The following is a 15,681-nucleotide window of genomic DNA, read 5'->3' as shown; positions in this document are numbered from 1 at the left end:
CCACCACAGGATTGAAACGATGAGCCAACTGTCCCCCCTGCTGATCGAACTGGGCACCGAGGAACTGCCGGTCAAGGCGTTGCCGGGCCTCGCCCAGGCGTTCTTCGATGGCGTTGTCGACGGCCTGCGCAAGCGCGGCGTCGCACTCGAGCTGGGCGATGCGCGTCCACTGTCGACCCCGCGCCGCCTGGCCGTGCTGCTGCCGGGCGTGGGCCTGGAACAGCCGGAACAGCACAGCGAAGTGCTGGGCCCGTACCTGAACATCGCGCTGGATGCCGAAGGCCAGCCGACCAAGGCCCTGCAGGGCTTCGCCGCCAAGGCCGGGATCGACTGGACCGCGCTGGAGAAGACCACCGACAACAAGGGTGAGCGCTTCGTGCACCGCGCGGTGACCCCGGGCGCGAGCACTGCCAGCCTGCTGCCGGAGATCCTGCGCGAGGCGATCGCGGCGATGCCGATTCCCAAGCCGATGCGCTGGGGCGACCACGCCTGGGGCTTCGCGCGCCCGGCGCACTGGCTGGTGCTGCTGCACGGTGCCAACGTGGTTGAAGCCGAGCTGTTCGGCCTGCAGGCCGGTCGCGTCAGCCGTGGCCATCGTTTCCACCACGACCAGGCGGTGTCGCTGGCCCAGCCGCAGGATTATGTTGAAGCCCTGCGTGCCGCGTTCGTGCTGGTCGACCCGAGCGAACGCCGTGCGCGCATCGTTGCCGAGGTCGAGGCCGCTGCGGCCAAGGCTGGCGGCAGCGCCCGCATCACCGACGACAACCTGGAACAGGTGGTGAACCTGGTCGAGTGGCCGTCGGCAGTGCTGTGCAGCTTCGAACGCGCGTTCCTGGCGGTGCCGCAGGAAGCGCTGATCGAGACGATGGAGATCAACCAGAAGTTCTTCCCGGTGCTGGATGCCGCTGGCACCCTGACCGAGAAGTTCATCGGCATCGCCAACATCGAATCGAAGGACGTGGCCGAAGTGGCCAAGGGCTACGAGCGCGTGATCCGCCCGCGCTTCGCCGATGCCAAGTTCTTCTTCGACGAGGACCTGAAGCAGGGCCTGGTGTCGATGGGCGACGGCCTGAAAACCGTGACCTACCAGGCCAAGCTGGGCAGCGTGGCCGACAAGGTGGCGCGCGTGGCCGCTCTGGCCGAAGCGATCGCCCCCCAGGTCGGCGCCGACGCCGCGCAGGCCAAACGTGCGGCCGAGCTGGCCAAGAACGACCTGCAGTCGCGCATGGTCAACGAATTCCCGGAACTGCAGGGCATCGCCGGCCGCCACTACGCCGTGGCCGGTGGTGAATCGCAGGAGGTAGCGCTGGCCATCGACGAGGCCTACCAGCCGCGCTTCGGCGGTGACGACATCGCGCTGTCGCCGCTGGGCAAGGTGCTGGCGATTGCTGAACGTGTCGACACGCTGGCCGGTGGCTTCGCCGCTGGCCTGAAGCCGACCGGCAACAAGGACCCGTTCGCCCTGCGCCGCAACGCGCTGGGCCTGGCCCGCACGATCATCGAAAGCGGCTTCGAGCTGGACCTGCGCGCGCTGCTGGCCAGCGCCAACGCCGGCCTGGCCGCACGCAACGTGCAGGCCGATGTCGGCGAGCTGTACGACTTCATCCTCGACCGCCTGAAGGGCTACTACGCCGACAAGGGCGTGCCGGCCACGCACTTCAACGCCGTCGCCGAGCTGAAGCCGGCCTCGCTGTACGACTTCGACCGCCGCCTGGATGCGATCGGCACCTTTGCTGCGCTGCCGGAAGCCGAGGCGCTGGCCGCGGCCAACAAGCGCATCCGCAACATCCTGCGCAAGGCCGAAGGCGACATCCCGGCCCAGATCGACCCGGCGCTGCTGCAGGAAGACGCCGAGCGCGCGCTGGCTGAAGCGGTCACCGCGGCCATCGACGACACCGGCGCCAGCCTGCAGCACAAGGACTATGTGGCTGTGCTGGCGCGCCTGGCACGCCTGCGCCCGCAGGTCGACGCGTTCTTCGATGGCGTGATGGTCAATGCCGAGGATCCGGCGCTGCGTGGCAACCGCCTGGCGCTGCTGACGATGCTGGGCGAGCGCCTGGGCAAGGTGGCAGCGATCGAGCATCTGTCGAGCTGACGCCCGTATCGGTAGTGCCGGCCGCTGGCCGGCATTGCCACCGCGCATCGGATCGATCTGTGGGTTGCCGGCCAGTGGCCGGCACTACCGGATCACCGCTGGCGGATGTCCATCGGGGTCATTGCCGGCATCGCGCACGATGCCGGCATCCTCGGCTGCGATCACGACGATCGCCACAAAGGCGCGTATTTTGACCGCCACTTAACAACCGATCCCCAATGACGTGATGCATTTCGCATCGTCACCTTCGGTCGGTATGCTGTGCCGCATGCAGCCAAAGAAATACGCCCTGCCGCTGATGGTCCTGTCGCTGGCCGCCACCTCCGTGGCCCACGCGCGCGGCACCATCGACAAGGTGGACATCAAGGGATTGGACAAGGGCGACGACGCCGCAATCATCGAGAACATCCAGGAATCGCTGTCGCTGTACGACACGATCGGCAAGGAACAGGGCGAATCGCGCCTGGAGTACCTGCTGTCACAGGCCGAGCGGCAGACCCGCCAGGCACTGGAACCGTTCGGGTACTACAACCCGGTGATCAAGGTCGAGGCGCCGCGCGAGGACGAGCACGTGCGCGTGCTGATCCATGTCGACAAGGGCACCCCGGTGACCGTCCGCCGCGAGCACATCGACATCACCGGACCGGCGATGTACGACCAGTACCTGCAGGACGATCTGGCCGCGTTCAAGCCGCGCAAGGGCCAGCGTTTCGAACATACGCAGTACGAAGCCAGCAAGATCACCGTCACCCGCCGCCTGGCCGAACGTGGCTATTTCGATGCCGACTACACCCAGCGTCAGGTGCAGATCACCCGTGCCGACAACGCCGCCGACATCGACCTGACCTGGGACAGCGGCCGCCGCTACAACATGGGACCGGTGCGTTTCGAGCAGGACTACTTCGTCGACAAGCTGTTCGATCCGCTGGTGTACTGGGAACAGGGCAGCTACTTCCACGAGGGCAAGCTGGACCGGCTGCGCGAGTCGCTGACCAAGCTGGACTACTTCAGCGTGATCGACATCCAGCCGCGGCCCGACCAGGCCGATGCGAACGGCGAAGTGCCGGTGGATGTGAAGCTGACCCGTGCCAAGCGCACCATCTACACCGCGGGTCTGAGCTACGGCAGCGAAAGTGGCCCGGGTGTGCGCGGTGGCATCGAACGGCGGTGGCTGAACAACCGCGGCCACAAGATGAACACGCAGCTGGACTATGCGCAGAAGCGCAAGAGCCTGGTCACCAGCTACCGCATTCCGGCCTTCAACTGGCTTGATGGCTGGTACACCTTCGCTGCCAGCGCCTACGACGAGCAGACCGACTACATCGACCTGCGCAACTTCAAGCTGATCGCCAGCCGCAGCGGCGAGATCAACGAACACTGGACCGCGATCGCCTCGATCAACGCGCTGCGCGAGCGCTGGCGCTATGCCTCCGGCACCGAATTCACCGACGCGGTCTACAACACGTCGACGCTGGTGTACCCGCAGATGGTCGCCGACTACGTCAACGTCGATGACGAACTGTTCCCGCGCAAGGGCATCAGCGGTACTGCGACGATGCGTGCCGGCGTTGAGGGTGCCGGTTCGGACACCAGCTTCGTGCAGGCCAATGCCGTGCTGCGCTGGTACATCCCGGTGGGCGAAAGCAACCGCCTGATCCTGCGCGGCGAGGGTGGCACCACCTGGACCAGTGATCTGGTGGCCATGCCGCCCAGCCTGCGCTACTTCGCCGGTGGTGACCGCAGCATCCGCGGCTATGCCTATCGCGAGGTGGGCCCGCGGACCCCGGCACCGGACAAGTACGCGCTGGGCGCCAAGAACCTGGTGATCGGCTCGGCCGAGTACGAGCACTATTTCAATGGTGGCCCCTGGGGTGCGGCGGTGTTCGTCGATACCGGCAGCGCCTTCGACAACACCATCGATCTGCATACCGGCGTCGGCTTCGGCGTGCGCTGGAAATCGCCGGTGGGCCCGGTGCGCGTGGATATCGCGCATGGCTTGAACAACCCGGATTCGCAGTTCCAGCTGTACCTCAACATCGGAGCGGACCTGTGAGTACGCCCGCACCCACTCCGAACCCGACCACGCCGCCGCGCGTGCGCTTCTACCGCCGCCGCCGCTTCTGGGCCTGGTCCGGTGTGGGCGTGCTGGGCCTGGTGCTGCTGGCCCTGCTGGCGGTGTACTGGTTGCTGCAGACCGTGGCCGGGCGTGACGTGCTGCTGGCGCAGGTGGTGGCACGGCTGCCGGTGGGCGCCAGCTTCACCTGGGACAAGGTGGACGGCCCGGTGGCCGGTCCGCTGACCCTGTACAACGTCGACTTCCGCTACGACGACATCCATTTCCACGCCGAGCGCGCCCATCTGGAGCCGGACCTGCGCCCGCTGCTGGGCCGCAAGCTGCTGCTGGACAAGCTGGAGCTGACCAACGCAACGTTGAACCTGGCCAAGAGTGACGAGCCGTTCAAGCTGCCGTCGTGGCCCGATTCGCTGCCGCAGATCGAAATGCCGTTGGCGATCCAGGCCGATGCCATCGCCATCGACGGCTTCCGCATCAGCCAGGCCAACGAGCCGGTGATCGACATCAGTCGCGTGCGCGGCGGCATCGAGATCGCCAATGGCGAGTTCCAGGCACACAAACTGGTGGTGGACAGCGACATGGGCAATTTCACCGCCCAGGGTCGTTACATCCCGGCCAAGGACTACGACACCGATGTGACCGTCACCGCGGTGCTGCCGGCGCCGCGTGGCCGCACGGCCGCCACCGTCGGCCTGGTCGCCCGCGGTGACCTGTCGCACATGGAAGTGGCCGTAGCCGGGCGCGCGCCGAAGCCGCTGCACGCGATGCTGGTGTTCGATGGCCGCACCGATCCGAGCTGGAGCGCCAGCATCCGCAGTGACGAGCTGGATCTGGCGCTGCTGTCGCCGGCACTGGCCAGCTCGGCGATCGCGCCGCTGGCACTGGACTTCACCGCCGCCGGCAAGGGCGGCAACGCCAACCTGCGTGGCAAGGTGAAACAGGGCGATCAGGAATTGGAACTGGCACCGTCGGTGGTGTCGCTGCAGGACCAGGTGCTGAAGGTTTCACCGCTGCTGGTGAAGGGCCTCGGTGGCGAAGCCCGCCTGGAGGGCACGGCTGATTTCAGCCAGGAAGACCAGCAGAAGCTCAACTTCTCGGTGGTCGCACATGACCTGACCTACGTGCCAGCGGCGGACCCGAACACCGCCGGCAGCGCCCCGGTGCCGGTCACCTTGAAGGAAGCACGCTTCGGCCTGGCCGGTACCCTGAAGGCCTGGGCGGCGATCGGCCGCGCCGAGGTCGAGCGCGACGCGCAGAAGGCACAGCTGCACTTCGATGTGCGCGGCAACGATCAGGCCGCGTCGATCCACCAGCTGCAGGCGCAGACCCCGGGTGGCCAGCTGCAGGTGGAAGGCCAGGTGGCGTGGGCACCGCAGCTGGACTGGGATGCCAAGGCCACGCTGAAGGACTTCGACCCCGGCTATTTCGTGCCGGGCTGGAATGGCCGCCTGTCCGGCAACCTGGCCTCCAAGGGCCGCCAGCTGCCGCCGCCGGCAAACGCACCGCCGGGTACCGCCGGCACGTTGGAAGCCACGGTCGATCTGCCGTCGTTGAAGGGCGTGCTGCGTCAGCGCAACCTGGACGCGCAGGGCAAGTTCGCGCTGCAGGGCGCGCAGGGCCAGGGTGACCTGAAGCTGTCGCTGGGCAGCAGCCGGGTGACCGCTTCGGGCAAGGTCGGTGACCGCCTCGACATCGATGCGCGTTTCGAACCGCTGCAGCTGAGTGACCTGCTGCCGGGCGCCGATGGCGGCCTGCGTGGCCAGGTACAGGTGAAGGGCCCGCGCGATGCGCCGGACATCACCGCCGACCTGGTCGGCAACAACCTCAACTGGGATGGCTACGGCGCCGAGAGCGTGAGCATCAAGGGCCACCTGCCGTGGCGTGGCGACAGCGGCACGCTGGCGATCCAGGGCCAGCAGGTCAATGCCGGCATGCTGCTGGAACGCTTGAATGTGGATGCGCAGGGCAGTGTCTCCAACCTGCGCCTGGCCGCGCAGACCCGCAACGAGATGGGCGCGATCGAGCTGCAGGGCAGCGTGCGCCAGCAGGGCGCGCAGTGGCGCGGCGAGCTGGCCGCGCTGCGCATCGCACCGGTGAAGGGCGATGCCTGGTCGCTGCGTGCACCGGCGGCGTTCGCGATCAACGGCAGCACCTACACGCTGGGCGAAGCCTGCCTGGCCGCCGCCAGCAACGGCACACTGTGCGCACAGGCCAACTGGCCGCGCGAAGGCCTGGTGGTGCGCAGTGATGCGCTGCCACTGGCGCTGGTGCAGCCGTGGTTGCCGCCACAGTCCGGCCGTCGCATCTACCTGCGTGGCGATGTCAGCCTGGATGCGCAGATCCGCCCGCGCGGCAACGCCTGGGAAGGCCATGTGGAAGTGCGCTCGAAGGAAGGCGGCGTGCGCCTGGGTGAGAACCGCAATGCCGTGGGGGACACCACCCGTGGCGAGCTGGTGCGCTACGACCAGTTCTCGCTCAAGCTCGACATGACCCCGGCCAGCATCAAGGGCTACCTGGGCATGGGCTTCCAGGGCAACGGCTTCGTCGACGCCAGGATGCAGACCGGCTGGGAAGCCAGCGCACCGCTGAACGGCGAGCTCTACCTCAACATGTCGCGGCTGTACTGGCTGGAGCTGTTCTCGCCGGACATCGTGCGACCGACCGGCCTGATCGAAGGCCACGTCAGCCTGCGCGGTACGCGTGGCCAGCCGTCGCTGGGCGGTGACGCGCAGCTGAGCAACTTCAAGGGTGAATTCCCGGCGCTGGGCCTGACCTTCGACCAGGGCAAGGGCAGCTTCGTGGCCCAGCCCGATGGTTCGGCCAAGATCACCGCGCAGGCCAACTCCGGCCAGGGCACGCTGTACGTGGATGGTGGCCTGTCGTGGTTCGGCGATGCACAGCCGCTGCAGTTGAAGATCCACGGCGACAACGTGCTGCTGTCCAACACCAGCGAGCTGCGCATCGTCGCCAATCCCAACCTCGACTTCACCCTGGCCAAGGCCGCGATGGAGCTGCGTGGCACCGTGCACGTGCCCGAGGCCGACATCGATCTGGAGCGCCTGGACCGCGGCACCTCGGTGTCCGAAGACGTGGTGGTGCTCGACCCGGCCGATCCGGAAGAGTCGCGTACCTCGCCGCTGGACATGGAGCTGACGGTCAGCCTCGGTGACAAGGTGAAGATGACCGGCTTCGGCCTGAAGGGCGCGCTGACCGGCAAGATGCAGGTCTGGGCCAAGCCTGGCCGCGAAATGACCGCCAATGGTGGGCTGGAAGTGAGTGGCCGCTACAAGGCGTACGGGCAGGACCTGACCATCACCCGCGGCAACCTCACCTGGAACTACAACGCGGTGTCCGACCCGCGCATCAACATCCGTGCCGAGCGCCGGATCGGTGATGTCACTGCTGGTATCGACGTGACCGGGCGTGCGCAGCAGCCGCGTGCGGACGTGTGGTCCGATCCGGCGATGTCGCAGTCCGAAGCCCTGGCTTATCTGGTGCTGGGACGCAGCCTGACCGGCGCCAGCAGCGACCAGACGCAGCAGGTCAATGCGGCCTCGGCGGCATTGTCGGCCGGCAGCGGCCTGCTGGCCTCGCAGCTGGGTGCCAAGCTGGGCCTGGACGATGCCGGCGTGAGCCAGTCGCGCGCGCTGGGTGGCTCGGTGATCGGCGTTGGCAAGTACATCTCGCCCAAGCTGTACGTCGGCTACGGCGTGTCGCTGGTCGGTGCCGGTTCGGTGATCACGCTGAAGTACCTGCTGCGTCGCGGCTTCGATGTGGAAGTGGAATCGAGCACGGTGGAAAACCGTGGGTCGATCAACTGGCGGCGGGAGAAGTAACGATGCGGTAGTGCCGGCCGCTGGCCGGCAACTGCACCGTATCTCCCGAGTTGCGTGGCTTGCCGGCCAGCGGCCGGCACTACAGTGCACGACGCCCCCAACCATCGGCCGTTGCCCCATCCGCCCCCAGCGGCTATGGTCCCGGGCTGTTCTGTCGTACCGGATTGCCCCATGTCACCACGCAAAGCCCTTCCCACTGCCCTGGCCCTGGGCCTGACCCTCGCCGCCGGCGCCCACGCCGATGAAGGCATGTGGATGCCGACCCAGCTGCCGGAGCTGGCCAAGCCGCTGCAGGCCGCAGGCTTCAAGGGCAATCCGGCCGACCTGGCCAATGTCACCGCACCGCCGCTGAGCGCGGTGGTGCGTGCCGGTGGCGGCACCGGCTCGTTCGTATCGTCGGACGGCCTGCTGCTGACCAACCACCACGTGGCGATGGGCGTGATCCAGTACAACAGCTCGCCCGAGCACGACCTGATCAATGGTGGCTTCATCGCCAGGGACCGCGCCGACGAGCGCCCGGCCAACCCGGACTTCCGCGTGCTGGTCACCGTCGGCTTCGACAAGGTGACCGACCAGGTGCTGGCGCAGGCGCGTGGCAAGACCGGCCGTGCCTACTTCGATGCCGTGGATGCGGCCAGCAAGCAGATCGTGGCCGAGTGCGAGAAGGACGGCAGCGTGCGCTGCTCGGTGGCCAACATGTACTACGGCACCGATTTCTACCGCATTGCCCAGCTGGAGCTGAGCGACGTGCGCCTGGTGTATGCGCCGCCGCGTGCGATCGGCAACTACGGCGATGAGATCGACAACTTCATGTGGCCGCGCCACACCGGCGACTTCACCCTGCTGCGCGCCTATGTCGGCAAGGACGGCAAGCCGGCCGCGTACAGCAAGGACAACGTGCCCTACCAGGCGCCGGCGCACCTGCAGATGTCGGTGGAAGGTCCGAAGGAAGGTGACTACGCGATGCTGGCCGGTTACCCGGGCATCACCTATCGCCACCGTACCGCGGCCGAATTCGCTGGCCAGATCGATACCGTGCTGCCGCGCCGCGTATCGGTGTTCCAGCAGATGATTGACACCATCGAGGCCGCCAGTGCCAAGGACGCGCAGGCGCGCACCCGCTACGCCTCGCAGCTGCAGTCGCTGAAGAACAACCGCAAGCGCGCCGCCGGTGAGCTGGAAGGCCTGCTGCGCAGCGACGCCAAGGCCCAGCGTGCCGCCGACGAGACGGCGATGCTGGCTGCCACCGACCGCAAGTACCAGGGCGATATCAAGGCGCTGCTGACCAACCTGTCGCAGGGCGCGGCGGTGGGCGAGCGTGACCTGCTGCTGGACCAGATGGCCGCACAGAGCCAGCTGCTGCGCTCGGCGCTGCTGCTGGAACGCCTGCGTATCGAATCCGCCAAGCCGGACGCGCAGCGCGAGAGTGGTTTCCAGCAGCGCGACCAGGCGATGATCGAAGGCGTGCTCAAGCAGGTCCAGCGCCGCTACGCGCCGGAGGTCGAGAAGGCGCTGCTGACCACCCTGCTGACCCGTTACCAGCAGCTGCCGGACGCGCAGCGCGTGGCCGAGTTCGATACGGCCTTCGGCCGTACCCCGGAGCAGCTGGCGAAGGCACTGGACACCCTGTACGCCGGCACCCAGCTGGGTGAGGAGGCACAGCGCCTGTCCCGTTTCGCTGCTGCGCGCGAAGGCAAGGCGCTGGCTGCCGATCCGCTGATCGCCGTGGCCGGCCCGCTGGTGGCCGCGCAGCTGCGCATCGAGAACGAAAGCAAGACCCGCGAAGGCGAGCAGCTGCGCCTGCGCCCGGCCTACATGCAGGCGCTATTCGCCTGGCGTGCCAAGCAGGGCCGCGCGGTGTACCCGGATGCCAACCGCACCCTGCGCATCAGCTACGGCAAGGTCGAAGCGCTGCATCCGCGCGACGGCGTGACCTACGCGCCGGTGACCACCGTGGCCGGCATCGTCGAGAAGAACACCAACGCCTATCCGTTCGATGCGCCCAAGCCGCTGCTGGCCGCGATCGCCAAGGGTGACTTCGGCAGCACCGCCGACCCGGCGCTGAAGACCCAGACGGTCAACTTCCTGACCAACCTGGATACTACCGGCGGCAACTCCGGCTCGCCGGTGCTCAACGCCAAGGGCGAACTGATCGGCCTGAATTTCGACAGCAACTGGGAATCGGTCAGCGCCAGCTGGTGGTTCGACCCGCGCTACAAGCGCGCCGTGCACGTGGACATGCGCTACCTGCGCTGGCTGCTGGCCAAGGTCTACCCGGCGCCGGAACTGCTGAAGGAAATGGGCGTGCCGGCGGAATAAGGCCGGTTCCTGGTGGGTGCCCACCTCCTTTGGTGGGTGCCCACCGTTGGTGGGCATGGATGCCTCCGTCACGACCAACGGTCGTGACCCACCGCCATGACCCACCGTCGTGACCTACCCTCACGACCAACGGTCGTGATCTACTGGCCCCTGTCCTGACGGAAACGCGCGCGTGGTCTCCAGCTGGATCCTGCTGCTGGTCTCGGTTGCCTATGCCGCGCTGCTGTTCGGCGTGGCGTGGTGGGGTGACCGTCGGCCGATGTACCCCGACCGGCCGTGGCTGCGGCCGGTGGTCTACAGCCTGGCACTGGCCGTGTACTGCTCGTCGTGGACGTTCTACGGCGCGGTCGGCACCGCCGTGCGCAACGGCGTGGGCTACCTGCCGATCTACATCGGCCCGCTGCTGCTGCTGTTGTTCGGCTGGCGCATCATCGAGCGCCTGGCGCTGATCGCACGCAGCCAGAACGTGGTGTCCATCGCCGACTTCATCTCTTCGCGCTTCGGCCGCTCGCGGCGGCTGGCGGCGCTGGTGGCGATCATCGCGCTGATCGGCATCATTCCGTACCTGGCCCTGCAGTACAAAGCAGTGGCGATGAGCCTGCAGGTACTGACCGGCAACACCGGCCCCACTGGCTTCTTCACCGATCCCGCGCTGTACGTGGCGCTGCTGATGGCGTTGTTCGCCACCCTGTTCGGTACCCGCCAGGTCGATGCCACCGAACACCATCACGGCATGATGCTGGCGATCGCCTTCGAATCGGTGATCAAGCTGTTGGCGATGCTGGCCGTGGGCGTGTTCGCCTACCTGTGGCTGAGCAACCGCACCGACGCGGTGGTTGAATCGGTGCATACGCTGTTCACCGGTCTGCCGCCGGTGGGCTTCATCTCGCAGACCCTGCTCAGCTTCCTCGCCATCATCTGCCTGCCGCGCCAGTTCCACGTGGCCGTGGTCGAGTGCGGTGACGTGCGCGATGTGCGCCGCGCGCGCTGGATGTTCGGCGGCTACCTGGTACTGATCTCGGGCATGGTGCTGCCGATCGCCACCGCCGGCGTGACCCTGTTCGGTACCGGCGGCAGCGTCGCCGACGACTCGATGGTGCTGGCCCTGCCGCTGGCCGAAGGCCGCAATGCGCTGGCGTTGATCGCCTATGTGGGCGGCTTCTCGGCGGCCACCGGCATGGTGATCGTGTCGTCCATCGCGCTGGCCACCATGGTCAGCAACGATCTGGTGATGCCGGTGCTGCTGCGCCGGAGCGGTGACCACCAGGAGGCCGCCGACGTCGCCTCGCGCGTGCTGTGGATCCGCCGCCTGGCGATCCTGCTGCTGGCGCTGATGGCCTACAGCTACTACCGCACCAGCAGCAACGACAGCACGCTGGCCTCGTATGGCCTGATGGCGTTCGCAGCGGTGGCGCAGTTTGCGCCGGGCCTGATCGGCGGCCTGTACTGGCGCGGTGCCAGCCGGCGCGGCGTCGAGGTGGGCATGCTGCTCGGCTTTGCCACCTGGCTGTACACCCTGCTGCTGCCGGCGATGACGATGGCCGGCTGGGTCGATGCTGGCTGGGTGCAGCACGGCCCGTTCGGCATCGAGTGGCTGCGCCCGCAGCAGCTGTTCGGCATGACCGGCTGGGATCCGCTGACCCACGGCACGTTCTGGTCGCTGCTGGTCAACGCGGCGACGATGATGCTGGTGTCCGCGCGCTGGCGGCCCGGTGTCGATGAGCGGCTTCGCGCCGCGCCGTTCCTCGATCCATATGCCGAGCGCCCGTCGGTGGCGGGTGGTTGGCCGGGTCACGTGCATGTGGGCGATCTGCTGGCGCTGGCTTCGCGCGTAGTGGGTGAACGCCATGCGCGACGTTCGTTCTTCGAACAGGCGCAGTCACTGGGCCGTGAGCTGCAATCCTCGGCACCTGCCGACCGTCCGTGGGTGCAGTTCACCGAGCGCCTGCTGGCCGCCTCGATCGGTGCGGCATCGGCGCGCCTGCTGCTGACCAGCCTGCTGCGCGGCTCGGGCATGGACCTGGGTGAAGTGGTGGCGGTGCTGGACGAAGCGGGACAGGAACTGCGCTTCAACCGCGAGATCCTGTCGACCACGCTGGAGAACATCAGCGCCGGGGTCAGCGTGGTCGATCCGGACATGCGGCTGACCGCATGGAATCGCCGCTACCAGGACATGTTCGGCTACCCCGACGGCATGCTCTACGTGGGCCGCCCGGTGGCCGACCTGATCCGCTACAACGCCGAGCGCGGCGAGCTGGGCGAGGGCGATATCGAAGTGCAGATCAACCGCCGCATCGGCTACATGCGCGCCGGCTCACCGCACGTGTTCGAGCGCACCCGCAGCGACGGCAAGGTGATCGAGATGCGCGGCCAGGCACTGCCCGGTGGCGGCTACGTGACCAGCTACAACGACATCACCGACTACAAGCATGCGGAAAAGGCGCTGCTGGAAGCCAATGAGACGCTGGAGCAGCGCGTGGCCGAGCGCTCGCATGAGGCTGAGGTCGCGCAGCAATCGAAGACCCGTTTCCTGGCGGCGATCAGCCACGACGTGCTGCAGCCGTTGAACGCGGCGCGCCTGTTCGCCTCGGCACTGCGCGACAGTGATCACGTGAGTGACGAGCAGAAGCATCTGGCCGAGCGTGTGGACGCTTCGTTGCGTGCGGCCGAAGAGCTGCTCGATGGCCTGCTGGATGTGTCGCGGCTGGATGCCGGCGGCCTGCATCCGGTGATCGGCGAGTTCGACGTGAGCGCATTGATGCGCGAACTGGCCGCGCAGTACACTCCCGTCGCCGCCGGCCGTGGCCTGCGCCTGGACCTGTTCGCGCGCCCGGCATGGGTGCGCAGTGACCGCCGCCTGCTGCGCCGCGTGCTGCAGAACTTCCTGGCCAATGCGCTGCGCTACACCCGCCAGGGCCGCATCGTGCTGGCCGTGCGCCAACGCGGCGATGAAGTGGAACTGCAGGTGTGGGATACCGGCCCCGGCATTCCCGAGCACCATATGCGTCAGATCTTCGACGAGTTCCACCGCTACCAGCAACCATTCGACTGGGGCGAACAGGGGTTGGGCCTGGGCCTGTCGATCTGCCAGCGCATCTCGCGCCTGCTCGACCATCGGTTGAACGCACGCAGCCGGGTCGGCAAGGGCTCGATGTTCTCGATCATCCTGCCGCGGGTGGCGCCGCTGCCGGGCTACACCGAGCTGGCCACACCCGCACAGACCGTCGCCGCGCCAGTACGCAGCGATTCGCTGGCGGGCCTGCGTGTGCTGTGCGTGGACAACGACGAGGAGATCCTCGACGGCATGCGCGCACTGCTGGGCCGTTGGCAGGTGCAGGTGATCACCGCGGCCACCGTCGACCAGGCGCTGGAGAAGATCGCCGAGCGCCCGCAGGTGATGCTGGTGGATTACCACCTGCACGACCGCATGGACGGCCTGGATGCGCTGGTAGCGCTGCGCGAGGCGGCCGGTTACCCGCTGCCGGGCGCACTGCTGACCGCCGATGGCCGCGACGAGCTGAAGCGGATGGCGCGCGAACGCGGCTACCGCGTGCTGACCAAGCCGATCAAGCCGGCCTCGCTGCGCGCCTTCCTGGGCGCGCTGCGCGATGCGCAGTAGATCCACGCCATGCGTGGATGTGACGTCAGGTAGTGCCGGCCGCTGGCCGGCAACCACGCAATCGCTCGCTCTCGGCGTTTTACCCCAGGCCGTGCAGGTGTTCGTACAGGATCGTCGCGCCGATGATCACCAGGATCACGCCGCCGATGATCTCGGCACGCTTGCCGACCATGCTGCCCAGCACGCGGCCGAGCATGATGCCGACAGTGACCATGGTCAGCGTGCACAGGCCGATGACCGCTGCCATCACGCCGATATGCACGTCCATGAAGGCCAGGCCGATACCCACCGCCATCGCATCGATGCTGGTGGCGAAACCGGTCAGCGCCAGCTTCCAGAAGCCGTGATGCTGCGAGGGGTCTTCGTCGTCCTCGGCACGGTCCGGGCGCAGGCCGTTGTAGATCATGTGGATGCCCAGCGCGCCGAGCAGGCCGAAGGCGATCCAGTGGTCGAAGGCTTCGACGTACTGCAGCGCGGCGCGGCCGAGCAGCCAGCCGATGATGGGCGTGATCGCCTCGATGACGCCGAAGATGATGCCGGCACGCAGTGCATCGCGGAACACCGGCTTGCGCATGGCCGCACCCTTGCCGATTGCGGCGGCAAAGGCATCGGTGGACATGGCGAAGCCGATCAGGAGGATCGAAATGGGGGACATGGACAGCGGCTGAGGTCGGGCAAGGACGGACGCACGGCTCGCGCTCGCGCCCAACCTGACGTTGCGCGCGCGGGCCGCTGGTCTCGCCAACCATCATGGTTGTCCACGCCACGGCGCACTGGCCGAGTATGTTGACGTGGACGATTCCTGCGAAGGAATCCGGCTACTCCCCAAGGGGACGCGAAGCTTAGCATCGCGATTCGCGCGTGGTGCATTTCCAGCGAAACGCGCAGGCAGGGCTGGTTTGTATAGCGATGGCTATATCGTGAGCGCAGCGGTGCCGGGTAGTGCCGGCCGCTGGCCGGCAGGTGCAACGTCAAAAGCGTGCCAAGCAAGCTTGGCACCTACCAATGCGGGTTCAGATGATGTCGCGCGTTTCAGGGGATTGCCGGCCAGCGGCCGGCACTACCTTCAGTCTTCTTCCGGCGGCAGCACGATGGCGTCGTCGTCGATCGCCAGCTTGCCGGCCATCAGCACGGCCTGGGTGCGGTTGGTCACGCCCAGCTTGCGCAGGATGGCGGTGACGTGGGCCTTGATCGTCGCTTCAGAGACGTTGAGATCGTAGGCGATCTGCTTGTTCAAGCGGCCGGCGCCCAGCATCTGCAGCACGCGGAACTGCTGCGGGGTCAGCTCGCGCAGGCGCTGGCCGACTTCACGTTCCTCGCTGCCGGTGGGCGGCACGTTGTGCGCTTCCGGCGGCGCCCAGGTCTCACCATCGAGGATGGTGCCCAGTGCGTGGCCGATGGTGTCCGAATCCGCAGACTTCGGAATGAAGCCCAGCGCGCCGTGGTCGAGCGCGCGGCGCATCACCGTGGCTTCTTCGCGCGCGGACACCACGACCACCGGCAGGTGCGGATGCAGCGAGCGCATGTGCACCAGCGCGTTGAAACCCTGCGCACCGGGCATGTTGAGGTCCATCAGGACCAGGTCGGCGTCGTTGTGCTGGTCGGCCAGCGCATACAGCGCTTCCACGCTGTCGGCTTCGAACAGCTGCACGCCGGGGATGACCCGCTGTACCGCCCCACGCAGGGCTTCGCGGAACAGCGGGTGGTCATCGGCAATCAGGAGGGTGGTCATTGGTCG

The 15,681-nt window shown here is 67.4% G+C and carries 7 protein-coding genes and 1 riboswitch; of the genes, 5 read left to right on the top strand and 2 right to left on the bottom strand.

Annotation, left to right across the window (positions count from 1 at the left end; all coding sequences use genetic code 11):
* The first annotated feature begins 19 nt into the window (after positions 1–19).
* From glyS to ACZK33_RS22965, 5 genes are all read left to right on the top strand, one after another.
* Positions 20–2,095, top strand: coding sequence for a glycine--tRNA ligase subunit beta (glyS, locus tag ACZK33_RS22985; RefSeq protein ID WP_423174574.1), 2,076 nt, complete (start codon positions 20–22; stop codon positions 2,093–2,095).
* A gap of 256 nt (positions 2,096–2,351) precedes the next feature.
* Positions 2,352–4,148: an autotransporter assembly complex protein TamA gene (locus ACZK33_RS22980; protein ID WP_080291770.1), complete on the top strand. Its 1,797-nt coding sequence runs from the start codon at positions 2,352–2,354 to the stop codon at positions 4,146–4,148.
* Complete coding sequence (locus ACZK33_RS22975) at positions 4,145–8,005, top strand: translocation/assembly module TamB domain-containing protein (protein WP_423174573.1); 3,861 nt, start codon at positions 4,145–4,147, stop codon at positions 8,003–8,005. The genes ACZK33_RS22980 and ACZK33_RS22975 overlap by 4 nt, the downstream gene beginning before the upstream one ends.
* Before the next feature lie 171 nt (positions 8,006–8,176).
* Positions 8,177–10,324, top strand: coding sequence for a S46 family peptidase (locus ACZK33_RS22970; RefSeq protein WP_423174572.1), 2,148 nt, complete (start codon positions 8,177–8,179; stop codon positions 10,322–10,324).
* A gap of 172 nt (positions 10,325–10,496) precedes the next feature.
* Positions 10,497–13,943: a hybrid sensor histidine kinase/response regulator gene (locus ACZK33_RS22965; RefSeq protein ID WP_164162414.1), complete on the top strand. Its 3,447-nt coding sequence runs from the start codon at positions 10,497–10,499 to the stop codon at positions 13,941–13,943.
* 79 nt (positions 13,944–14,022) lie between these two features.
* On the opposite strand, the gene ACZK33_RS22960 is transcribed toward ACZK33_RS22965, so the two are convergent.
* Positions 14,023–14,598 (bottom strand): manganese efflux pump MntP, encoded by a 576-nt coding sequence (locus ACZK33_RS22960; protein WP_423174571.1) that lies wholly within the window; start codon positions 14,596–14,598, stop codon positions 14,023–14,025.
* 88 nt (positions 14,599–14,686) lie between these two features.
* Positions 14,687–14,776: riboswitch (yybP-ykoY riboswitch) on the bottom strand.
* Positions 14,777–15,009: 233 nt separating this feature from the next.
* On the bottom strand, positions 15,010–15,675 hold the full coding sequence (locus tag ACZK33_RS22955) for a response regulator transcription factor (RefSeq protein WP_006477308.1): 666 nt from the start codon (positions 15,673–15,675) through the stop codon (positions 15,010–15,012).
* Positions 15,676–15,681: the final 6 nt, after the last annotated feature.

Source organism: Stenotrophomonas sp. 86156_Sma, from assembly GCF_056481625.1.
The sequence above is the reverse complement of the archived record's forward strand: the minus strand, read 5'-3'. Positions and strand labels throughout refer to the sequence as shown.

Bases quoted from the DNA above. Each gene is read 5' to 3' on its own strand.
- ACZK33_RS22960 (WP_423174571.1), bottom strand. From the start codon at position 14,598: ATGTCCCCCATTTCGATCCTCCTGATCGGCTTCGCCATGTCCACCGAT.
- glyS (WP_423174574.1), top strand. From the start codon at position 20: ATGAGCCAACTGTCCCCCCTGCTGATCGAACTGGGCACCGAGGAACTG.
- ACZK33_RS22955 (WP_006477308.1), bottom strand. From the start codon at position 15,675: ATGACCACCCTCCTGATTGCCGATGACCACCCGCTGTTCCGCGAAGCC.
- ACZK33_RS22980 (WP_080291770.1), top strand. From the start codon at position 2,352: ATGCTGTGCCGCATGCAGCCAAAGAAATACGCCCTGCCGCTGATGGTC.
- ACZK33_RS22970 (WP_423174572.1), top strand. From the start codon at position 8,177: ATGTCACCACGCAAAGCCCTTCCCACTGCCCTGGCCCTGGGCCTGACC.